This is a genomic window from Pseudorhodobacter sp. W20_MBD10_FR17 (assembly GCF_052119765.1).
In the GTDB taxonomy this organism is placed as follows: Bacteria; Pseudomonadota; Alphaproteobacteria; order Rhodobacterales; family Rhodobacteraceae; genus Pseudorhodobacter.
Genome location: NZ_JBGQOQ010000019.1, coordinates 1 through 20,715, shown reverse-complemented (window position 1 = coordinate 20,715; position 20,715 = coordinate 1). Strand labels below are relative to the sequence as shown.

The 20,715-nt window shown below is 58.5% G+C and carries 18 protein-coding genes and 2 pseudogenes; 12 read left to right on the top strand and 8 right to left on the bottom strand.

Features of this window, described 5'->3' with window-relative positions:
- Positions 1 to 112 precede the first annotated feature (112 nt).
- Entirely contained in the window at positions 113 to 1,306 is a 1,194-nt protein-coding gene (locus ACEN2J_RS13290) for a diaminopropionate ammonia-lyase (RefSeq protein ID WP_442106535.1), read from the top strand.
- A gap of 70 nt (positions 1,307 to 1,376) precedes the next feature.
- Here the strand turns inward: ACEN2J_RS13290 and ACEN2J_RS13285 are convergent, their stop codons facing one another.
- The 6 genes from ACEN2J_RS13285 to ACEN2J_RS13260 form a co-directional block, all read right to left on the bottom strand.
- A complete protein-coding gene (locus tag ACEN2J_RS13285) occupies positions 1,377 to 2,213 on the bottom strand; it encodes an EamA family transporter (RefSeq protein WP_442106533.1) in 837 nt (278 codons plus the stop codon).
- Positions 2,210 to 2,440 (bottom strand): hypothetical protein, encoded by a 231-nt coding sequence (locus tag ACEN2J_RS13280; RefSeq protein WP_442106531.1) that lies wholly within the window; start codon positions 2,438 to 2,440, stop codon positions 2,210 to 2,212. The genes ACEN2J_RS13285 and ACEN2J_RS13280 overlap by 4 nt, the downstream gene beginning before the upstream one ends.
- 39 nt (positions 2,441 to 2,479) lie before the next feature.
- A complete protein-coding gene (gene phnY, locus ACEN2J_RS13275; protein WP_442106529.1) occupies positions 2,480 to 3,943 on the bottom strand; it encodes a phosphonoacetaldehyde dehydrogenase in 1,464 nt (487 codons plus the stop codon).
- A gap of 11 nt (positions 3,944 to 3,954) precedes the next feature.
- Positions 3,955 to 5,193, bottom strand: coding sequence for a phosphonoacetate hydrolase (gene phnA / locus ACEN2J_RS13270; RefSeq protein WP_442106527.1), 1,239 nt, complete (start codon positions 5,191 to 5,193; stop codon positions 3,955 to 3,957).
- 21 nt (positions 5,194 to 5,214) lie between these two features.
- Positions 5,215 to 6,402, bottom strand: a complete 1,188-nt coding sequence (locus ACEN2J_RS13265; protein WP_442106525.1) for a 2-aminoethylphosphonate--pyruvate transaminase — start codon at positions 6,400 to 6,402, stop codon at positions 5,215 to 5,217.
- A 108-nt stretch (positions 6,403 to 6,510) separates the two neighbouring features.
- On the bottom strand, positions 6,511 to 8,166 hold the full coding sequence (locus ACEN2J_RS13260) for a Na/Pi cotransporter family protein (protein WP_442106523.1): 1,656 nt from the start codon (positions 8,164 to 8,166) through the stop codon (positions 6,511 to 6,513).
- 126 nt (positions 8,167 to 8,292) lie between these two features.
- Here ACEN2J_RS13260 and ACEN2J_RS13255 point away from each other — a divergent pair, with 126 nt between their 5' ends.
- Complete coding sequence (locus ACEN2J_RS13255; protein WP_442106521.1) at positions 8,293 to 9,162, top strand: LysR substrate-binding domain-containing protein; 870 nt, start codon at positions 8,293 to 8,295, stop codon at positions 9,160 to 9,162.
- Here the strand turns inward: ACEN2J_RS13255 and ACEN2J_RS13250 are convergent.
- Both ACEN2J_RS13250 and ACEN2J_RS13245 read right to left on the bottom strand, forming a co-directional pair.
- Positions 9,159 to 10,160, bottom strand: coding sequence for a hypothetical protein (locus tag ACEN2J_RS13250; protein ID WP_442106519.1), 1,002 nt, complete (start codon positions 10,158 to 10,160; stop codon positions 9,159 to 9,161). The two genes, ACEN2J_RS13255 and ACEN2J_RS13250, sit on opposite strands and share 4 nt — an antisense overlap.
- A gap of 138 nt (positions 10,161 to 10,298) precedes the next feature.
- On the bottom strand, positions 10,299 to 10,859 hold the full coding sequence (locus ACEN2J_RS13245; protein ID WP_442106517.1) for a cytochrome b: 561 nt from the start codon (positions 10,857 to 10,859) through the stop codon (positions 10,299 to 10,301).
- A 90-nt stretch (positions 10,860 to 10,949) separates the two neighbouring features.
- Here ACEN2J_RS13245 and ACEN2J_RS13240 point away from each other — a divergent pair, with 90 nt between their 5' ends.
- The 10 genes and pseudogenes from ACEN2J_RS13240 (at position 10,950) to ACEN2J_RS13195 (ending at position 20,673) form a co-directional block, all read left to right on the top strand.
- The gene (locus ACEN2J_RS13240) at positions 10,950 to 11,714 is read left to right on the top strand and encodes a CDP-alcohol phosphatidyltransferase family protein (protein WP_442106515.1); all 765 of its coding nucleotides are present in this window, start codon (positions 10,950 to 10,952) and stop codon (positions 11,712 to 11,714) included.
- On the top strand, positions 11,711 to 13,330 hold the full coding sequence (locus ACEN2J_RS13235; RefSeq protein WP_442106513.1) for a sulfatase: 1,620 nt from the start codon (positions 11,711 to 11,713) through the stop codon (positions 13,328 to 13,330). Before ACEN2J_RS13240 ends, ACEN2J_RS13235 begins: the two co-directional genes overlap by 4 nt.
- Positions 13,327 to 14,247, top strand: a complete 921-nt coding sequence (locus ACEN2J_RS13230) for a lysylphosphatidylglycerol synthase transmembrane domain-containing protein (protein WP_442106511.1) — start codon at positions 13,327 to 13,329, stop codon at positions 14,245 to 14,247. Before ACEN2J_RS13235 ends, ACEN2J_RS13230 begins: the two co-directional genes overlap by 4 nt.
- Positions 14,244 to 15,248 carry an ABC transporter substrate-binding protein gene (locus ACEN2J_RS13225; protein ID WP_442106509.1) on the top strand — a complete coding sequence of 335 codons (1,005 nt, stop codon included), beginning with the start codon at positions 14,244 to 14,246 and terminating at the stop codon, positions 15,246 to 15,248. Before ACEN2J_RS13230 ends, ACEN2J_RS13225 begins: the two co-directional genes overlap by 4 nt.
- 124 nt (positions 15,249 to 15,372) lie before the next feature.
- Positions 15,373 to 16,059 (top strand): annotated as a pseudogene (locus tag ACEN2J_RS13220) (ABC transporter ATP-binding protein); the annotation flags it as partial.
- Between the two features lie 14 nt (positions 16,060 to 16,073).
- A complete protein-coding gene (locus ACEN2J_RS13215; RefSeq protein WP_442106508.1) occupies positions 16,074 to 17,627 on the top strand; it encodes an ABC transporter permease in 1,554 nt (517 codons plus the stop codon).
- A gap of 17 nt (positions 17,628 to 17,644) precedes the next feature.
- Positions 17,645 to 18,691 (top strand): glycosyltransferase family 4 protein, encoded by a 1,047-nt coding sequence (locus ACEN2J_RS13210; RefSeq protein WP_442106507.1) that lies wholly within the window; start codon positions 17,645 to 17,647, stop codon positions 18,689 to 18,691.
- A gap of 117 nt (positions 18,692 to 18,808) precedes the next feature.
- Positions 18,809 to 19,993: pseudogene (locus ACEN2J_RS13205) on the top strand (aminotransferase class III-fold pyridoxal phosphate-dependent enzyme); the annotation flags it as partial.
- A gap of 58 nt (positions 19,994 to 20,051) precedes the next feature.
- A complete protein-coding gene (locus ACEN2J_RS13200; protein ID WP_442106505.1) occupies positions 20,052 to 20,390 on the top strand; it encodes an ABC transporter permease in 339 nt (112 codons plus the stop codon).
- A gap of 40 nt (positions 20,391 to 20,430) precedes the next feature.
- Complete coding sequence (locus ACEN2J_RS13195; RefSeq protein ID WP_442106503.1) at positions 20,431 to 20,673, top strand: hypothetical protein; 243 nt, start codon at positions 20,431 to 20,433, stop codon at positions 20,671 to 20,673.
- Positions 20,674 to 20,715: the final 42 nt, after the last annotated feature.

Sequence of the window (20,715 nt, the reverse complement as noted above, 5' to 3'; positions counted from 1 at the left end):
AGGCATGAAATGGCCCGACAACAGCTAAATCCCAAAACCGCAAACCCAAGCTGACTTGCCAGAACCGCCAGCGCGTGCCATGCAAGGGAGACCCTAGACCCAAAGGCGCAGCATGGCATTTTCGGCTTTTTCTTCCGCCCACATTGACCATTTCTCTGGCATGCCGCAAGGCGGTGATGGCGCATGGCGCGTCATATCACCGGATGATTTCGCCCAAGCCAGCGCCGAGATTTCAGGTTGGCATGGCTATGCCCCCTCGCCGCTTTTGGCTTTACCCGCTCTCGCCACATCGCTCGGGGTGGCAGCGGTCGCATACAAACACGAAGGCCCCCGCTTTGGCTTGGGCAGTTTCAAGGCGCTCGGGGCGGCCTATGCCGGGCTGCGCGTGCTGCGCACAGCACTTACCGAAAGGCTAAACCGCCCAGTGACGCTGGCCGAAATCAGCAACGGCAGCCTAAAACCAGAGGCCAGTGCGCTAACCCTATGCTCTGCCACCGATGGCAACCACGGCCGCTCCCTTGCTTGGGGGGCACAGCGGTTTGGCGCAGCCTGCAAAATCTACATTCATGCCGAGGTGAGCGAAAACCGCGCCACCGCGATGCGCGACCTCGGGGCCGATGTGATCCGGGTCAACGGAAATTACGATGCTTCGGTTGTGCGCGCCCGTGATGATGCCGAACGGAACGGCTGGTTTATGGTCGCCGATACGTCTTGGCCCGGCTACACCCAGCCACCGCTGGATGTTATGGCTGGCTATGGCGTCTTGGCAGATGAAATTTGCCGCGCGATGCCGCAGCCCCCAACCCATGTCTTCTTGCAAGGCGGTGTTGGCGGCCTTGCTGCGGCTGTCGCGGCATACTTTCGCCAATTCTGGGGCAAAGCCGCCCCGCGCGTGGTTGTAGTCGAGCCTGAACTGGCCCCCTGTCTGATGGCCAGCGCACGCGCAGGCCAGAGCACCACAATAGCGGTCACGTGCGAGACCATCATGGCAGGCCTGTCCTGCGGCGAACCCTCCGAACTCGCGTGGGAAATCCTGGCCGATGAAGCAGATGATTTTTTAACCATCCCCGACAGCATCATCCCCCCCACAATGCGCCACTTGGCGCACCCGCACACAGATGACCCGATAATCGAAGCCGGCGAAACCGGCGCATCGGGCCTTGCCGCGTTCATCGCTACCGCCTCACAGCCCCCATTGCGCGGCGCCCTTGGCCTCACCGCCACCTCCCGCGTGCTGCTCATTGGCTCCGAGGGCATCACAGACCCCGCCATCTATGCCGCCATCATGCGTGACGCCGCCCCCTAACATCATCTGTTCCCAAATATCCTGGGGGAATTGGCCATAAGGCCAAGGGGGCAACGCCCCGCTTTCCTTTCTACATCATGGCCAAAGCCACCACGCCCGATGCCACGACACAGGCCGCCAACACCCTGCCCCGCCAAGGCCTTTCGCCAAACACCAATACCCCGATCAATGCGGCGATAATAACGCTCGACTCGCGCAAAGCGGACACCGCGCCCAAGGGCGCAATCGTCTTTACATACAGAACCAGCCCATAGGCCGTGACTGCGGCCACCCCGCCCATCGCGCCAAATATCAATGTTCGGGGCGCAAAACCTTCGCGATTGCGGTGACGATGCAGGGCAATGACCAATGGCACAGGCGCCTCACATAAAAACAGCCACCCCATATAACCCGTTGCCGTCCCTGCCGCGCGAATACCAATGCCATCCGCCACAGAATAGCTGCCGATACAAACCCCCAACAACAAGGCCAACCCAAGGGTCGCATGCTCGGCACGCACAGTCCCGCGCAGCAACGCCAAAAGGCAAATCCCGCCGCTGACCGCCACCAACCCCACCACGCCCAAAACAGGCAACCCTTCGCCCAACAAAACCCAAGCAGACAGCGCTACAAATCCGGGGGCAAGTCCGCGCGAAATCGGGTAGACTTGGCTTAAATCCCCATGCCGATACGCGCGAAACAGCAGCACATAATACCCGTAATGCACGATGGTTGAAATCGCGATGAACGGCCAACTCGCAGGGTCTGGCAAGGGCGACAGGCCAATCAGCACCACCCCCGCCAGCACATGCACCAACGACACAGCCCCCAGCACGCCGGCACGGTCGTCAATCGCTTTTAGCAGCGCATTCCAACTGGCATGCAGCAGCGCCGAAAACAGCACCAGCCCCAGTGCAAAGCCGCTCATACCTCGGCCAAAACAGCAGACGCCACACTGCCCAATGCCCTGCCCCAATCTGCCTTTGAGATGGTCAAAGGCGGTGATTGCGTCAGCATAGAGCCCGCGCTGATTTTGAACGGCAAACCCGCTGCAAGACAGCCGTCATAGATACGCTCGGCGCGATCAGTCAGCGGCACCCAAGCCCTGCGCGCCGCAGACTTGTTGCACTTGCCTTCGGTATGCATGCGCTTCATCGGCCACCCTCCTGATTTTTCAACGAAAAATCGTGGCTCTTAACGTGGCCACGGCAGCGAGTAGGTTTTGACGTTGGTAAAGAACTTCATCGCTTCCAACACGCCCTCTTTTACCGCATTACCGCTATCCTTGATCCCACCAAAGGGTGACATTTCAATGCGATAGCCGGGCTGCTCCCAAATATTCACCGTGCCCACATCCAGCCCGTTCACATAGGCAATCGCGCGGTTCAGGTCATTCGTACACACCCCAGACGACAGGCCGAATTGGGTAGAGTTCGAAATTGCCATTACCGCCACATCGTCATCCGGCACACGCACGATGGGCACGATGGGGCCAAAGGTTTCTTCCATCACCAGCTCGCTGCCATGCGGCACATGATCGACCACGATAGGCGGCAACAACGCCCCTTTGCGGCCAGGATGGTACAGGATTTTGGCACCCTGCGCCTCGGCCTCCATCACCCTCCATTCAAAGGTCTCGGCGGCTTTAGAATGCACCACACAGCCCAGCTGGGTGTCGGGGTCCATCGGGTCGCCAAACCGCAGCGCCTTGGCGCGGGCCAGCACCATCGGCACAAACCTGTCGGCTACGCTGTCCTGTACCAATATACGCTTTACCGCCGTACAGCGCTGCCCCGAATTACCAGTGGCCCCCGCCACCGCAATCGTCGCTGCCTTTTCCAAATCGGCATCCGACAGGTCATTGCATATGATCAGCGGGTCGTTACCGCCCAGTTCCAGCGCCATGCGTTTATAGCCGGCCTTGCTTGCTATCAGCTTGCCCACCGGCACCCCACCGGTAAAGGTAATGATGTCGATATTGGGATTGGTGATCATCTCATCGCCAATATCGGCTGGCCAGCCTGTGACCACTTGGAACATTTCAACCGGCAGCCCCGCCTCATATAAAATATCGGCCAGCGCAATCGCGGTCAGCGGCGTCAGCTCGGTCGGCTTGCAGACCATGCAGTTATTGGTGGCAATCGACGGCGCGATTTTATGCGCCACCATATTCAGCGGGTGGTTAAACGGCGTGATCGCGGAAATCGCCCGCACCGGTTCGCGCAAGGTGAAAATCTTGCGCTCTTTGCCTTGCGGGGTCAGATCGCAGGAAAAGATCTGCCCGTCATCCAAAATCGCCATCTGCCCCGCCAAGGTGAACACATCGTATGCGCGCCCCGTCTCATACAGCGCATGCTGCCAGCAGATGCCCAGCTCCAGCACCAGCCAATAGGCAAGCTCCTCTCGCCGCTCTTTAATCAATGCCCCCGCACGGAACAAAATCTGCTGACGCTCATACCGGCTAAGTTTCGGCTTATACGCCGCAGCAATATCAAACGCGCGCGCCGCATGTTCGGCGCCACCCGCAGGCACGGTGCCAATCACCTCATCCGTAAAAGGATAGCGCACCTCGATCACCGCATCAGTAAACACCTTTTCGCCACCAATGCGCATGGCCTCATGCTTGATCTCAATCTTGCGGGTGCGGGGGTCAAACATATCAGGGCCTTTCACAAAGCGGCGGCGGTGGTGGCAACAAAGAAGGCATCAAAATTGCGCAAACCCGCGCCATTGGGCAGGTCCATCACGCGGTTCACGATGAAGGGCACCTCTTGTTCGGTCAACCCGCCATGGCTGCGCAGGGGTTCATTCAGCGCGGCCAGATCGTGGCGATGCTCGGACGTGCCAATGGTCATATTCTCGGTTGAGATCATCACAATATCGCCAATCCGGTCGGCAGGCAGATCATAGCGCGCCACGGCGTCCTCGCGGGTGATCACCTCCAGCAACTCGGGCCGCGCCGCCAGCCGTGCAATAATATTGGCGCGGTCCGCCCCTTTGGGCAAATAGGCCGTGCCAAAGCCGCCCAGCGCACCGTGATGCACGACATAAGGGTCGGTAATCGGCAAAATTACCCTTGCGGCCGCCTTACCCAGCCACTCATCCAGCAGGTCTTGCACATAGATCACTTGCGGGTCGCCATTGGCATCATGCTTAGGCTTCATGCCATGATCAGCGGTCACCACAATCGCCGCACCCATCGCGTCAAGCTGTGCCAAATATTTGTCAAACATCGCGTAAAACGCCTGCGCTTGCGGCTGGTGTGGTGCATATTTGTGCTGCACATAATCGGTGGTGGTCAGGTACATCACATCGGGTTTCCACTCCGCCAACAGCTTTACACCCGCAGCAAAGACAAATTCCGAAAGCTCGGCTGAATAGACGTCGGGCTGACCAAAGCCTAACCAGTCGGCGGCGTTATCTTGGCCATGCTCGGCAAGCGTTGAACTGGCCGAGCGTTCCGCAGAAAAGCACTTGGCGCGATCCTCGTCAAACCGCAACCCTGCGCCTAGCAACGCACGCAGCTTATCCTTGGCGGTGACAATCGCCACCCGTGCGCCTGCCTCATAAAACTTGGAAAACAGGGTTGGCGCGCGCAAGAACCGCACGTCATTCATCATCACCTCTTCACCGGTTTCCGGCTCATAGAGGTAATTGCCGCAGATGCCATGCACAGAAGGCGGGCGGCCCGTGGCAATTGACAGGTTATTGGGGTTGGTAAAGGACGGGATCACCGAATGCGCCAACCGGTCAGTCCCTTCCGCTTTGATCCGCGCCAACGTAGGCATCAAGCCTTTAGCAATCGCTTGGGTCAGATACTCCGGCTCGCAGCCATCAAGGCAAATCGCAATTGCGGTGACTTTTGGCCAAGGATAAATGCGGTCATTAGCCGTTACGGATTTTGTCATATTACGTCCTTTATCAACATCTTAGCCCGCCAGTTTGGCGCGTTCTATCAAAGCCTCGGCTGGCGGGGCGGCGCTTGCCAGCCCCATCTCGGCCAAACAATCTGCTGCGGCTTGCACGACCCGCGTCATCACGGCGCTGTCCATCCGGCCAATACAGCCGATGCGGAAACTATCCACCACCGTCAGCTTACCAGGGTAGATAATAAACCCTTTTGCCTTCATCCGTTCGTAAAATTCGCTGAACACGAAACGCGGGTCGGCTGGGCAAAAGAAGGTCACGATGATGGGCGAAAGCCAGCGATCTTTCAGCAACGTCTCAAACCCAAGGCCGCGCATCCCCGCCACCATCACATCGCGGTTTTTGGTATAACGCGCCCCCCGCCCCGCAACGCCGCCCTCTTCGGCATGCAGGCGCAGCGCCTCAAGGAAAGCGACCACAGCATGGGTGGGCGGGGTATAGCGCCACTGGCCCGATTTTTCCATATTGGCCCATTGCGCATAGACATCTAAAACCAGCGAATGCGCGCGGCCGATGCAGGCCTCTAGCTCGGCGCGGCGCGCGATGACAAAGCCGAAACCGGGCACGCCTTCGATACATTTATTCGCCGAACTCACCATCGCCTCATAGCGAATGCGGCCAACGTCCAAATCAATCGCCCCAAACGCGCTCATACTGTCAATCAACAGCTTGGCCCCATTCGCATAGGTCGCCTTTGAAATTTCCTCCACGGGGTTCAAAATGCCGGACGAGGTTTCGCAATGGATTGCGATAACATGCGTAATTGCCGGGTCGGCCTGCAGCGCAGCAGTCACCTCGGCCCCGCGCGGGGGCATATAATCGCCCTTATCAATCAGCGTATAGGCACGGCCCAAATAGCGCATGATTTCCGCCGCCCGCAGCCCGTAGGCACCATTGGCCAACACCAAAACCTTGCCATCGCGTGGCACAAACGTACCCAGCATCGCCTCAACACAATAGCTGCCGGAGCCTTGCATCGGCACGCACACAAAATCGCCCACATCGCCCGCAAGACCCAACAACTGATCACACACCGACTTGGTCATGGCGCGAAAATCACTATCCCACGACCCCCAATCCCGTAGCATCGCTTCCTTAACCGACAGCGCCGTGGTCAGAGGACCGGGGGTCAGCAAAAACGGCTCACCCTTGGCCGGATCGGGGAATGTATCATTTAATTGCGAGGACATATGCGGCAACCTTACCCTTGAAAGGACCATATGCGTTGGTTTTAGCGGCAGTTAATGACATCTGTAAAATCGTTAATTTGTATCCACCTATCGTTTTTTACACCAGCCCTATGCCAAACGGCTTTCCAGCAGATGCCCGCTTTCGGTCAAAATCGGATAGGCAACGGTCACCAGCAATGAGTTGATCTCTTTAAACGCCCGCACCGTTTCCAGATGAATATCAGATGTGTCGATACTGGCGCTATGGGCGTTGCGCAGGCGCTCCAAGTGGCGATCATGGCTTGCGCGCTCCATCTTGCGCATCGCTTCTTTTTCTTTCACCAACTGCCGCGCGCTTTCGACATCCCCCGATATCAACACATTCAACGCAAGCTGCATGTTCGCGGCAACCCGCCCATGCAGATCACACATCTCAATCCACCCCTCGGGCGAAAAGCGTAGGGATTTACTGGCGCGGGTCTCGGCCAAGGTCAACAGGCTTTTGGAAATGATATCGGCTATATAATCCAAATTGATCGAAAAATCGGTAAGGTCAGTACCCAGCTTGGCCTCACGTTCGGTCAACTCGCCTCGGTTCACTTCAGCGATGAACAATTTGATTTCACTGTGTTTTCGGTTGATCTGATCATCCATCGCCCGCACCCGCGCGATTTTCGCCAGATTGCCGCCATCCAACAACTCCATCACCGGTTGGTACATGGCGGCGACGGTTTCGCCCATGCGCAGCAGCTCGCGCTTGGCGCTGGCCAAGGCAACGGTGGGGTTTTTAACCGACGCACGGTCCAACATGCTGGCAATCGGCTCAATGTCTTCGCCACGCGCCTCAACCACAGGGATCGGCAAAATCAGCGCGGCCAACCGTTCCATCGGGCGCACAAACGGCAAGGCCAAGACAACCAGCACAAGGTTGAAGACAAGGTGAAAATTGACCAACTGTACCGACGCAGTTGCGCCCAAATGCTGCACGGGGGCCTCGACAACCTGCAACAGCATCAACATCAGCAGCGCCGCCACGCCGCGAAAGATCAGATTGCCGATGGGAATGCGCCGCGCCTCAATCTCCATCCCGCGGGTCAACCACACCGCGATAATGCCGCCGCCAAGATTTGCGCCCAAAACCATAGGCAAGGCCACTTCTAGCGGCAGCATCCCCCCGCTGGCAAAGGTCACAAACAGCAGCACCGTCGCCACCGACGAATGCACCACCCACGCGATCACAGCCGCCACCAAAAACGCCGTCAACGGATCGCCGCGCAAATACCCGATCAAACCGGGCAGCAAGGCACTGTCGCGCAGCGGCTCGGTCGCCTGCCCAACCATCTGCAAAGACATAAGGATAAACGCGATACCCAGTATAATACGGCCGCTTTGCTTTACCCCCCGCCCTTCAAACTTCAGAAACATCGTGGCGCCGACCAGCAAAAGCAGCGGCACCAAGCCCGACAGATCAAACGACAGGATTTTCACGACCAAGGCCGAGCCCAGATCGGCCCCCAGCAAGGCCGCAATGCCTGTGCCCACCGTCAAAATACCGCTGGTGACAAACCCCGCCGCTAATATCCCAACGGCGGTCGAGCTTTGCAAAACCACTGCCAGAACCATGCCCGCAAGGGCCATCTGCACTGTGCCGCCCCGCGCGCCGCGCAACGCCGATTTCAGACGCGTCCCATGCGCCCGCTCAACGCCCGTCCGCACCATCCGCACAGCCCAAAGCAGCAGCATCACAGCACCGGCAAGATGGATCAAAAACGCAACTGGCAGCATAAGAAACCCTTTATTCCGGCGTGGCGTTTTACGCGGCGCGGCAGGCTATAAAGCGCTGTTGCCGTACATAAAACAAATCGTTAGTTTCAATAGATACATAGCCCTACCCTATAAAAGGCAGACACTATGCGATATGTCCAGCTTCGCGCCTTTCACTACGTTGCGATTTGCGGCGGCTTTTCCCGCGCCGCCGAAGAGTTGTTCCTGACCCAACCCGCCATTTCCGACCAAGTCCGCAAGCTTGAAGATGAATATGATATCTTGCTGTTTAACCGCCATAAAAAGCAAGTCACCCTGACACCTGCCGGTGAAAAGCTGTTAGAAATTACCCGGCGCATGTTCGACAATGAGGCCCAAGCCCGCGACCTGCTAACCGAAAGCCGCGCCGAACGCGCTGGCCATCTGCATATCACCGCCGATAGTGCGCAGCATGTGCTTAAAATTTTGGCCGCGTTTCGGCAAAAATACCCCAGCGTCGCGGTGACCGTCAGCGCGGGCAACACCGAAACGGTCATAGACAGCCTGTTCAGCTATACCGCCGATATCGGCGTTTTGGGAGAGTTGCCGCCTGACCGCGATTTTGTGACCATCCCGCTGAATGCCACTCCGATTTCGGCCTTTGTCGCGGTGCATCACCCGCTTGCCAATCGCAAATCTCTGGGGTTCAAGGATCTATGCACCCTGCCCTTGGTCATGCGCGAACAAGGCTCTAAAACCCGCAAAAAGTTTGAAGAGGCCGCCGCCGCCCAAGGATTCACCTATACCCCCGCCATCACCGCCGAGGGCCGCGAGGCTGTGCGCGAAATCGTCGCTTCGGGCGCGGGCGTGGGCTTTGTCTCGGTCGCCGAATTTGGCACAGACCCACGGCTGGTCCGCATTCCGCTAGAGGGCGATTCCGAGATGATGATGGAGGAAACCTTGATCTGCTTGCGCGAACGACGCGCCGGCAAGCTTGTCAGTGCGTTTCTTGCATTCGCCGAAGACTTACGCGGCTAACGCACCCAAAGCCCCTCACGCTTGATGCGGTTGCGGATCATATGTTCTTTGCGTGGCAAATCATCGCGGTCAAACATTGCCCGCACCTCACGCCCTTTGCCCTGAAAAACCATCTTTTTAAACGGTAGGTAGTCTTTCACCACCTTTTTCACCGGATTGGGGGCCAAGACAGTTTCAACCACCTCCACCGCCGCATCGCTTTCGCGGGCATAAAACAGCGGCATCGTGCGCCAATGGCAGGTAACATCGCCATCCAAACCGTCCAATTCCGGCCCCGGCCGCCCCCCACCAAAGGAATGGATGACCAAAGGCAGCGCAACTTGGTCCAGCCACGGGTGCAGCGGTTGGCAGACCAATTCCGGCGGCGCATCATCGCGGATCGTGGTGGCGTATTCCTTAAACCGTTCGCCAAAAGCCCGCGGGCTTTCATGGAAAAACCAACCCGCGTTGAAATAGAGATAGCGTTTCCAAAACTCATCGGGCTGGCTGGTATCAAGGCTGCTGACAAAATCCAGCCCAAAGCGGTCGTAAAGCGATTTCCAAATCTGTGTATAGCCGGGGCCATACAGCTCTAACACAGGCCACGTCCCTTCACGCTTCATTGATGCCGAAGGGCGCGTAAAATCAAACCCGACCTGCGACAAAGGTGCTGTGAAAATAGTGTCCGTATCCACAAACAAAAACGGCTCATCCGGCAAGGCCGCCAGACATTCTATTTTATTCCCATAAGGATAAGCAGACCCGAACTGGGTAGATTGAAACGGCACCACTTCGGCGCCAAACTGTTCCAAAAGGCCAAGAATACCAATATCATAGATCGCAGGATCAGATGTCCAAAGCGGGCCGTTTTGTGGCACCGCAATCAGCAACCGCCCTTCAAAATCTGGGTTGGTCGCGCGCAAACTCGCCGCCAGTAACACCGCCTCATACGACAGCCTGCCACTTTGCCCCACCGCCACAATGTTGAAACGATCAACTTTACCTACACTCTGCGCCATTTTTGGCCCTGCCCTGTTCTACTTTGGCACGAGTATAAGCGGACAAATAGAGTTTGAAAACAGACACGCAAAAACAAACTTGGGGCTATCGCATCTGGGTGAGGTCATGGCCCAAACTGCCCGCGGGTTGAGAGCGCCTTAGCGGCGGCCAATAGGCCACATCCGCGCCATTACGCCATCACGCAACCATAGCGCATGATACAGCGCCGCCCCGATATGAGCCGCCACCAAAATGATCACTGCGAAATGCGCATAGTAATGAACCGCTTGGGCAGCTTTCTCAATCACAGGGCTGCGGCCAATCAGTTGCGGCAGGCTAAGGATATCCAGCCCCTCGATCGGATAACCGCCCGCAACAACCCGCAGATAGCCAGACACCGCCATGGTGAAAACGAGCCCATAGAGAAGCGCATGGGTAAGCGATGCCAACCGTGCCTGAAACGGCCGCATCGTCACGGGCAGTGGCGGCGGTGGATAGCGCAGACGAAACGTCAAACGCAACAGCATCAGCAGCCCCACGATCAACCCACCATTTTTATGCAGCAAAAACAACGTGTTTTGAACAAGCCGCGGCAAGCCCTCCATCACCATCACCTGCCCTATCGGGATCATCAAAACCACCAGCCCAGCGACAAGCCAATGCAACACTTTGGCGGTTGTGCGATAGGTTGCAGTTGGTGGTGGCGCATCTGGCGTCATTGTGTGGCTCCGATTAGGGCGGACGGCATATGGACAAAATAGCGCATTTGCCCTGCTTGACAACGCGCGCCGCGTCCTAAATGAGGATTTATGCACAACCCAGCCTCATCGCATCGTATTCCATCACGCCTGAAGTCCGTCTTGCAGGCCAAATCACCTTTGGGTGCTGGCGTTCGCATGGCTGCGCTTGCCGTGGGGTTGGCCCTGCCCTGTGCAATAATTGCCGAGTACCTAGCGCCGGGTCGCGGCTTCGGTGGCGTGGCATTGTTTACCATCGTCGCGGCTGTGGCCGTCATGTTGATGGTTCGCACCTATCCGCATCCGCGCCTAGGGCTGTGCAATGCGGTCACGTTGGTGCGGGCAGCACTTGCCTCGGCGCTTGCAGCCCCGCTTTTGCTTGCTGGGGCACCGGATGCAGGCGTGGCTTGGGCGGTGACGGGCTTCGCAGCACTTGCCTTGGCGCTCGACGGGCTGGATGGTTGGGCGGCACGTCAAAGCGGGCTTGGATCAAACTATGGCGCGCGGTTTGACATGGAGGTCGATGCAGCCCTTGGCCTGATCTTGGCACTGTTGGTGATAGATATGGGCAAGGTTGGCTCTTGGGTTTTGCTGCTTGGCAGTATGCGCTATCTCTTTGTTATCGCAAGCTTTGTGCTTCCATGGCTGACTGCACCGCTGCCCGAACGGTTTAGCCGCAAGCTGGTATGCGTTGTGCAAATCGCTGTTTTGATTGTGCTGCTCGTGCCGCCCGTCATGGGTACATTTGCGGCCCTTTTGGCCTTAGGTGCAACGCTGGCTTTGGCTTGGTCCTTTGCCGTTGATACAGTCTATTTGATGCAAAGGCGGTTGATATGAGGTTGTATTCCCCCAAACCCATGATCGCCCTGATCTGCGCTGCAGTCGTGCTTAACCTTGCGCTTGTCATGCCAAACCGCCCGTCGGATCTGCTGTTTGCCAACGCACTGCGGATCGCGTTTGAGCTGCCTGCGATCTTGCTTGCCCTCATGGCTGTGCGGGAAAGGTCGCCCCATGCCCGCCTGCTGCGCGGGGGGATCGTGGCGCTGATATTGACAATGGTGTTGTTCAAATTGGCCGATATCGGCACGTATATCGCCTTTGCACGGCTGTTCAATCTGGCAGTCGATCTGTTTTTTGTCGGCGCGGGGTTTGATTTGGGCCTGCGGACGTTGGGCCTGCCTTTGATGGGTGTGGCACTGCTATTGGCTGCGGGCGGGCTTGTGGTATTGGCGTGGGCGCTCTGGTGGGCTGCGGGGCGTTGGACCGGCCTTATGCCACGCGGTTTGCCAGCGCGGCTGTCTGGCGTGGCGGCAGCGCTGTGTGTCATTGGCATTGCTGTGCAAACCGCCAATTACATGCCTGTACGCCTGCCGGTGCACGCTGCCACAACGCAGCTGGCAAAGGACCATATCCTTGTCTACTTTGCCACGGTCGAGGATATAAAACGCTTTCGCACAGCGGCGGCAATTGACCCGTTTGCAGGGCAAACTGCGCTGTTTGATCGCCTAAATGGCCGCGATGTGCTGATCGTCTTTATCGAAAGCTATGGCCGTGCCAGTTTTGAAAACCCGCTTTACGCGCCGACCCACACCGCAACCCTGCGCAAGGCCGAGCCTGCGATTGCGGCGGCGGGCTTGGCCATGCGCTCGGGGTGGCTCACCTCACCCGTCGAAGGGGGCCAAAGCTGGCTGGCCCATAGCACGCTGGAATCGGGCCTGACGATTTCCAACCAGACAAAATATCGCGCTATGTTGGCAAGCGATCGGTTGACGCTGTATGATCTTGCTGCGGCATCAGGTCGGCGTACGGCGGCGATAATGCCAGGCATCACGATGGCATGGCCCGAGGGGCCGATGCAGGGGTTTCAGACCATCTTTGCCGAGGCTGATTTGAACTATAAGGGCCAGCCGTTCAATTTTGTCACCATGCCGGACCAATACACTCTGACCGCGTTTGACCGCCTTATCCCACGCGGGCCGCAAGCGGGGCCACTATTTGCGCAGATTGTGCTGTTGTCATCGCATGCGCCTTGGGTGCCTGTGCCCGAAATGGTAGATTGGGCCGCCGTTGGCGATGGCACTATTTTTGATACATGGGCGACATCGGGCGACCCGCCAAACGTTGTGTGGCGTGATAAAGACCGCGTGCGCGATCAATACCGCCAAGCGCTTGACTATTCACTGCAAGCCATCACGTCCTATGCCGCCCGCCCGCCCGAGCAAGCCCCATTGATGATTATCCTCGGCGACCATCAAGCCGCGCCGTTTGTGGCGCAAAATGACAGCAAGGACGTGCCAATCCATATGATAGGCCCGCCCGATGTGATCGCCCTGTTTGACGATTGGGGTTGGGCAGACGGCCTTATTCCGGGCGCAGGTACACCGGTTTGGCCAATGCAGGATTTTCGGGATAATTTTGTGCGCACCCTGTCTAGCACAGGGCCAGCCAAATGACGAAGGGCGTTTTACGCCTTGGCATGGCGGTGGCGCTGCTCATTTTTGTTTGGAACATTGCCGACGGGCCGGCGGCTGTCGCGCGCCTGCAAGACGCGGATTGGCGCTGGCTGCTGGCGGCGGCCATTGCGGTGAATATGCAAACCGTTCTGTCAGCGTGGCGATGGTGCGTGACGGCGGGGGCCTTGGGGCAACGGATTGGCATGGCACAGGCGGTCGGCGAATATTACCTTTCGCAACTTATCAATCAAACCGTGCCGGGGGGCGTTTTGGGTGATGCCGCGCGGGCCGTGCGGGCGCGCCACTCGGCCGATATGCTACGGTCAGGGCAAGCGGTGGTGATTGAGCGGTTTGCCGGGCAGCTGGCCATGGCAGCGGTGCTGTTGCCTGCTTTGGTTTGGGCAGGGCGCGGGCTTTGGGCGCTGGGGTTAGTAGCTGTGGGTGCGGCCCTGTTGATCGCGCTGAAGGGCGTGCCGCGGCTGCGGGCCATTCAAAAACCGCTGTGGCAGGCGCTATTCGGGCCACACGTGCGGGGCGCACAAACCGCGCTTGGGCTGGCGATTGTTGCATGTAACCTTGCGGGTTTTGCCTTTTGCGCCCATGCTATCGGTGTATCCTTGCCACTAACGGCGGTTCTAACCTTGATTCCGCTGATTTTAACGGCGATGTTGGTCCCCTTCAGCATCGCGGGATGGGGCTGGCGCGAAGGGGCGGCTGCCGCACTGTTCCCGCTGGCTGGGGCCGCACCCGAGGCAGGCGTTGCGGCCAGCGCCGCCTTTGGTGCCGTGCTTTTGGCTTCGGCACTTCCGGGGCTTGCTTGGATTGCGGGGCGGACAGCGGCCAATGCACCCTCAACCAGTGTTGCCTCGCCCGAAAACCGCCATATATCAGATGTGAACAGCGGAGACATAAAATGAGAGTTAACACGATTTCGCGACGCGGCTTCATGTGCAGCACCTTGGCAGTTGGCGCAGCGGGCTTGCTACCCTTGCCCTTTAGCGCGCGGGCAGCCAAGGCAAATACGGCGGCGGCATTGCAGCTGTCTTGGCTGCATTCGGTACAATTTGCTGGCAGCTATATTGCGCAATCGCGCGGCTATTGGCGTGATCTTGGGTTGGATGTGACCCTGAACCCCGGCGGCCCGAACGCACCGGTTGAGCCGCCTGTCGTGGCCGGCACCGCCCTTATCGGCGTTTCGGCGGCAGATTATACCGCCGCTGCGGTAGAACAAGGCGCGCCTTTCCGTATTATCGGGGCCGCCATGCAGAAAAACCCGTTTGTCATTGCCTCGCTGCCGGAAAAACCAGTGCGCAGCCCCAAGGATCTTGAGGGCATGTCGATCGGGATGTCGCTGTCGAACACCCCTGTTTTGCAGGCGCTGTGTACGTTGAACGGTGTCAATTTCGACGCGATTACCATTGTGCCAACCCAATATGACGCGGCCCCGTTGCTTGCCGGTCAGGTCGATTGTCTGCTCTGCTGGGAAACAGATTTGCCCGTTGCCATGATCATGCGCGGGGTAGAGCCTGTGACAATGCTCATGGCCGATCACGGCTATGCGGTGCAGTCGCAAACCTATATCGCCACGACAGACAGCCTTGCCAATCGGCGCAGTGAAGTCTTGGCCCTGCTGCGTGGTGAGATACGCGGTTGGAACGATTATCAGGCCGACCCTACTGCCGCCGCCGCGCTGACAATTGACATGTTCCCAGATGCAGGGCTTGATTTGAAAACCCAAGTTCTTCAGGCCGAAAAGCAGGTGCCATTGATGTTTTCGGAAGTCACGCGCGACCATGGGTTTGGCTGGTTCACCGATGACAGCATCGCCGCCAATATAGAGACGCTGGGCCTGTTGGGCCGCAAGGTCAGTGCCGATCTGTGGGACAGGTCGTTGCTAGAGGAAATTCATGCAGGCTGAAGACGCCCTTGTCGGGGGCCCCAACGGCGCCCCCGACATCCGCTGCACCAACCTCGCGCGCCATTTCGGTACCGGCGCGGGCAAGATTGAGGCTGTAGCGCCAACCGACCTGACCTTTGCCGCAGGCAAGACGACGGCTTTGGTCGGCCCGTCGGGCTGCGGCAAGTCAACGCTTTTGCGGCTGATCGCAGGTTTGGACAAGCCCAGCACGGGCGAGGTGTTGATCGGCGGCGCGACCCCGTTGCAAATGCGTCAAAGCGCCGGTTTGGCCTTTGCTTTTCAAGATGCAGCTTTGCTGCCGTGGCGCAGCGTGCGGGGCAACATCGCGCTCGCCCGCAAGCTGGCGCATTTGACGCCCGACCCCGACGGTATTGATGGCCTGATCCACTTGGTCGGGTTGGCGGGGTTTGAAGACCGCCGCCCCGCCGATCTGTCGGGTGGGATGCGGCAACGCGCGGCGATTGCGCGCTGCCTTGCCACAGACCCGAGGTTGTTACTGCTGGACGAACCATTTGGCGCCGTTGATGAATTGACGCGCGCGCGCCTGAACCGAGAGCTGCCCGCGCTGTGGCAAGGCCGTGGCATGACAACCCTGTTGGTGACCCATTCGGTGGCCGAGGCAGTCATGCTATCAGACCGCGTCATCGTTTTATCGCCACGCCCCGCGCGTGTGGTGGCCGATATTGCAATCGACCTGCCCCGCCCGCGCCTAATGGATGCGCAGACCAAAGGTCTGATTGCACAAGTCGGGCGGGCCTTGGCCGAGAGCGCGTCTGAAGATTTGGCAGATTGGGCCCTGTCGGCGCAATGAAGGGCAGTTTTGGCATGGCCCTACCAAGGCAAGCACAGACGGTGTTGCTGGCAATCACCGCGATACTCCTGTGGCAGGGCGCAGCAATGCAGCTGAACGGCAGCTATCTTTTGGCTGGCCCGTTTGAAATTGCCGCCTATATTTGGGCCAATGCAGGCCTTATTGCACGCGCATTACAAGTCACGGCAATGGCAGCGGCGGCGGGCTTTGTGTTGGGCAATCTCGTGGCGGTCCTGCTGGCCATTATAGCTACACTTGCCCCCCGCACCGAGCGAATGATGTCAGCGCTGGCACTTGTCATATTCTGCCTTCCCCTCGTCGCAACGGGCCCTATTTTGCGGGTGCTCTGGGGGCCGGGTTTGGGGCCGCAAATCACGCTTGCTGCACTCGCCGTTTACTACACCACCTATCTGCCACTTATGGTGGGCCTGCGGGCGGCACCGCCAAGCTGGTTCGATTTGATCAGCAGCTATGGGCGCGGGCGCCTGGCCGCCTTGGTCGAGGTGCGGGCCATGGCCGCCCTGCCCTATTTGATCGCCGGACTACAAATCGCCGCCCCTGCCGCATTCTTGGGCGCAATGGTTGGCGAGTTTACGGGTGCTGAGCGCGGCTTGGGCGTGCTAACGATCCGCGCCATGCGCGGCCTTGATCTGGCAGGCACATGGGCGATTGCAGTGGTCGCGGCGGCGGCCTCAATGCTCGCCTATACTGTGATCGGCGGGTTGGGGCGGCAAATATCCTCTGGTCCGCCGCCGCTGATCCTTGCGCCGCAGCATACGGCACCACGCGGGCGGCTCATGGCTATAGCTTGGTCCGTGGTGGTCGTTCTAACCATTTTGACGCTGTGGTGGCTGTCGATGGAAGCCTTTGGCCTAAGCCGCTTTTTCGCGAAACGACCCGAGGATGTTTGGGCCTTTTTGGCAACAGATGCCCAAGCAGCGGCGCATCGCGCAACCCTGCTGGCCGCGCTGCGCGAGACGCTTTCGCTAACGGTGCCGGGGTATTTTCTGGGGCTTGGGCTGGGGATGGGCTTGGCAATGCTGATCGCCTTGCTGCCTGCTCTGGCCCGCGTTTTGATGCCTGTCGCCGTCGCATTGCGGGCCATACCGATCATCATCACAGCACCCTTGATCGTTGTTGCCCTTGGGCGCGGCCCGTCAGCGACCATTACCATCGTCGCGCTGATGATCTTTTTCCCCACCCTGATCGCCTGTTTGCAAGGGCTAAGCCGCGCGCCAAGCCAAGTGCTGGATCTGTTTAACAGCTATGCCGCAAGCCCACTGCGCCGCCTGTTCAGCGCGCAAGCCCCTGCTATGCTGCCTGCATTCTTTGCCGCAGCCCGCATGGCTGTGCCTGCCGCCGTATTGGCCGCGACGACCGCAGAATGGTTGGCAACGGGGCGCGGCATTGGTGGGCTAATGGCGCTAACTGCATCAACATCCGCCTACGCAATGCTGTGGAGCGCGGTCGTGGTACTGGTTGTTGTCGCGGTCGTCGGCTATCTTGCCGTTGCGCGGATAGAGCGCGCGGTTTTGCGCATTTATGGCGCAGAACAATTGACCCGCTGATCCAATAGGAGCCTAAGATGAGACCTGCCGCCTTTGCCATTCCCGGCGACTATGAACAGCTAACGGGTGGGTTTATCTATGAGCGCAGCCTGCTGCTTACCTTGCGCGACGCTGGCCGCGTGGTGGATCATTTGCAGCTGCCCGCTGGGTTTCCAAATCCAACCCAAGAAGAAACTGCAGCGACACATGCGATACTAACGGCTGTGCCTGCCGATGTTCCTGTTATCTTGGATGGGCTGGTTTTTGGCTCGATTGATCCGGCGGTTCTGGATGCGATGCAAGCGCCGGTCGTGGCCATGCTGCATCACCCGCTGGGGCTAGAAACCGGAATCAAACCTGAAACTGCACAGTTTTTGCTAGCGCGTGAAGCAGAAAACCTGACCCGCGCGGCGCATGTGGTTGTGCCCAGCCCGCACACGGCGGCGATTTTGCAGTCCGAGTTTGGTGTGGCGCCCGAACGGATTACGATTGCCTTGCCGGGCTTTGCGCGGCCCGACGCCACAAAAGCCGCCCCATCAACCCCGCCGCTGATATTGTCCGTCGGCTTGCTGGCCGCCCGCAAAGGCCATGACACGCTGATCGATGCACTGGCGCAAATCACCGACTTGGACTGGCAGGCCGAGATTGTAGGCGGGCCGCATGACCCCGATGTGGCCGTAGCATTGGCCACGCAAATCTCGGCCTTGGGGTTGCAAAACCGTGTACGATTGGCGGGGGTTTTAGCGCGGCCCGAACTCGACCAACGCTACCGTAGCGCCAGCCTTTTTGCCTTGGCAACACGCTATGAAGGCTATGGAATGGTGTTTGGCGAGGCCATGCTGCACGGCCTGCCCATTGTAAGCTGCCAAACAGGGGCAGTGCCCGACACGATTGCCAAAGATGCAGGCCTGCTCGTGCCTGTCGACGCGCCCGATGCCTTTGCCCACGCGCTGCGCCAAATCCTAACCGATGCCAAAACACGCCGCGCGATGGCTTCCGCCTCGGCCGTTGGCGGGAACAAACTGCCAAGCTGGGCAGACGCCGCTGCCATCATGGGTCGTGTGTTGGATGGGTGTTGCGGCTAAACCGTAGGGGCGCCCAATGTCGCGGTTTTGGGGGCAGACAAATTCGTTTTGGTCTCAGGTTGGACCTGGTCTTGTCGCCGGGTCAGTTCTCAGTGACAATTAACATATGGCAACTCTGAAATGGCCGATGCGATGGCAAATCAGGCGCGCGAGATGGCGTATTTTTCGCCGTTCAACAACACGAACTCGGTCAGCGTAAAACTGGCCCATGAAATTGCCAAGCGGACGCCCGGCGATTTGAACAAGGTGTTTTTCACCACCGGCGGCTCGACCGCTGTGGATACAGCGCTGCGTTTTATTCACTTCCGCAATAATGTGATGGGTCGGCCAGAAAAGAAAGTCGTGATCTCACGGCAAAAAGCTTATCACGGGTCAACCTTTTTGGCGGCGAGTGTCAGCGGCAAAGAGCGAGACAAAGGCTGGCTGGACCAGATGCCGGGGCTGGCGCATTTCCTTCCCAACGTGAACCCTTATCTGCGCGCCAAAGGGACGAGCATTGAGGCTTTCCTCAATGAGAAAATCGCCGATCTGGAAAACGCGATCCTGACCATTGGCGCCGATAAAGTGGCCGCCTTTATCGCGGAGCCGATCTTGGCATCGGGCGGTGTAATCGTGCCGCCCAAAGGCTATCACAAACGCTGTCTTGAGGTCTGCCGCAAGCATGATGTGCTTTATATCTCGGACGAAGTCGTTACCGGTTTCGGGCGGCTCGGCCACATGTTTGCATCCGAAGCGGTGTTTGACATCGTTCCCGATATCATCACCTGCGCCAAGGGCATGACCTCGGGCTATGTGCCAATGGGCGCCTGCATTATCTCTGACCGGCTGTTTGACGATATCACCGGCGACAAATCCCAAGGGGCGACCTTCTCAAACGGGTATACCTATTCGGGCCACCCCGTCAGCGCGATCGCGGGCTTGAAAACGATTGAGATTATGGAGCGTGACGGCGTACTGGAACATGTCCGCCAGATTTCGCCGCTGTTTCAGGAACGGCTGCATGCGTTGGGCGAGTTGCCAATCGTTGGCGATACCCGCGGCATGGGCCTTGTCGGGTGTGTGGAATGCAACGCCGACCGTTCCAGCATAGATACGCTTGAACTCGACAAGGTTGTGGGCGCGCAAATCGACCAGCGTTGTCAGGAAATGGGCCTGATCGTGCGGCCGATCATCAACATGTGCGTCTTCTCGCCGCCGCTGGTCATCAGCTCGGATCAGATCAACCAGATGTTTGATATCTTGGACAAAAGCATCCGCAAGGCGACCGACGATCTGGCGGTTCAGGGATTGTGGGCAGCGTAATGGCGATGGGGCATGGGAAATGATCTTGAAGGGGGCGGTATGACAGCTGGGCGAAGTTATGGATAAACAGCAGAAATCCGGGCTTATTCTAGCCTTGCCCGCGACGCTCTATGTCGCTCTCTTGATTGCCGTCCCCGTGGCGCTGACCATCACCTATAGCTTCTGGATTCAGGATTTTGTTGATATCCGACACACATTTAGTTGGAAAAACTACACCGAGATCCTATCCGAACCGCTCTACCGCATTCTTATCGGACGTTCTGTCAAGATTGCCGCGCTGGTTACCCTCCTCACCGTTTTAACCGCCTATCCCATCGCCTATTTCATCGCCTTTCGGGTCAAACGCAGCAAGGCGATGTGGCTGTTTCTTGTCACCATCCCGTTTTGGACCAGCTAGCCACGCCCCTGCCTCATCGCCGATCCGCATCCATCCCAAAATGGCCGAAACCTATCGTGAAAAAATTACCGCGCTGATCGGCCTGCTCCAGCAGCCGGACGGTTTGCTGGAAGCAAAAGAAACATTGCGCGGATTGATCGACCGGATCACCCTGAAAGCCCCGGAGCCGGGTGCCAAATTGGCCATCCATCTAGAAGGCGCATTGGCGGAGCTGCTGATGCTGAGTATGGAAACAAAACTGCAAACAGGAGCTATGACTGAATCTGGTGTTTGGGCGGTTTGAAGGTTGGCGGCGTATCTGGTTGATTTGTTGTTGCGAGACAGC

Excerpts from the sequence above, each read along its gene's own strand:
- ACEN2J_RS13290 (WP_442106535.1), top strand. The coding sequence starts at position 113 with ATGGCATTTTCGGCTTTTTCTTCCGCCCACATTGACCATTTCTCTGGC.
- ACEN2J_RS13285 (WP_442106533.1), bottom strand. The coding sequence starts at position 2,213 with ATGAGCGGCTTTGCACTGGGGCTGGTGCTGTTTTCGGCGCTGCTGCAT.
- ACEN2J_RS13280 (WP_442106531.1), bottom strand. The coding sequence starts at position 2,440 with ATGAAGCGCATGCATACCGAAGGCAAGTGCAACAAGTCTGCGGCGCGC.
- phnY (WP_442106529.1), bottom strand. The coding sequence starts at position 3,943 with ATGTTTGACCCCCGCACCCGCAAGATTGAGATCAAGCATGAGGCCATG.
- phnA (WP_442106527.1), bottom strand. The coding sequence starts at position 5,193 with ATGACAAAATCCGTAACGGCTAATGACCGCATTTATCCTTGGCCAAAA.
- ACEN2J_RS13265 (WP_442106525.1), bottom strand. The coding sequence starts at position 6,402 with ATGTCCTCGCAATTAAATGATACATTCCCCGATCCGGCCAAGGGTGAG.
- ACEN2J_RS13260 (WP_442106523.1), bottom strand. The coding sequence starts at position 8,166 with ATGCTGCCAGTTGCGTTTTTGATCCATCTTGCCGGTGCTGTGATGCTG.
- ACEN2J_RS13255 (WP_442106521.1), top strand. The coding sequence starts at position 8,293 with ATGCGATATGTCCAGCTTCGCGCCTTTCACTACGTTGCGATTTGCGGC.
- ACEN2J_RS13250 (WP_442106519.1), bottom strand. The coding sequence starts at position 10,160 with ATGGCGCAGAGTGTAGGTAAAGTTGATCGTTTCAACATTGTGGCGGTG.
- ACEN2J_RS13245 (WP_442106517.1), bottom strand. The coding sequence starts at position 10,859 with ATGACGCCAGATGCGCCACCACCAACTGCAACCTATCGCACAACCGCC.
- ACEN2J_RS13240 (WP_442106515.1), top strand. The coding sequence starts at position 10,950 with ATGCACAACCCAGCCTCATCGCATCGTATTCCATCACGCCTGAAGTCC.
- ACEN2J_RS13235 (WP_442106513.1), top strand. The coding sequence starts at position 11,711 with ATGAGGTTGTATTCCCCCAAACCCATGATCGCCCTGATCTGCGCTGCA.
- ACEN2J_RS13230 (WP_442106511.1), top strand. The coding sequence starts at position 13,327 with ATGACGAAGGGCGTTTTACGCCTTGGCATGGCGGTGGCGCTGCTCATT.
- ACEN2J_RS13225 (WP_442106509.1), top strand. The coding sequence starts at position 14,244 with ATGAGAGTTAACACGATTTCGCGACGCGGCTTCATGTGCAGCACCTTG.
- ACEN2J_RS13215 (WP_442106508.1), top strand. The coding sequence starts at position 16,074 with ATGGCCCTACCAAGGCAAGCACAGACGGTGTTGCTGGCAATCACCGCG.
- ACEN2J_RS13210 (WP_442106507.1), top strand. The coding sequence starts at position 17,645 with ATGAGACCTGCCGCCTTTGCCATTCCCGGCGACTATGAACAGCTAACG.
- ACEN2J_RS13200 (WP_442106505.1), top strand. The coding sequence starts at position 20,052 with ATGGATAAACAGCAGAAATCCGGGCTTATTCTAGCCTTGCCCGCGACG.
- ACEN2J_RS13195 (WP_442106503.1), top strand. The coding sequence starts at position 20,431 with ATGGCCGAAACCTATCGTGAAAAAATTACCGCGCTGATCGGCCTGCTC.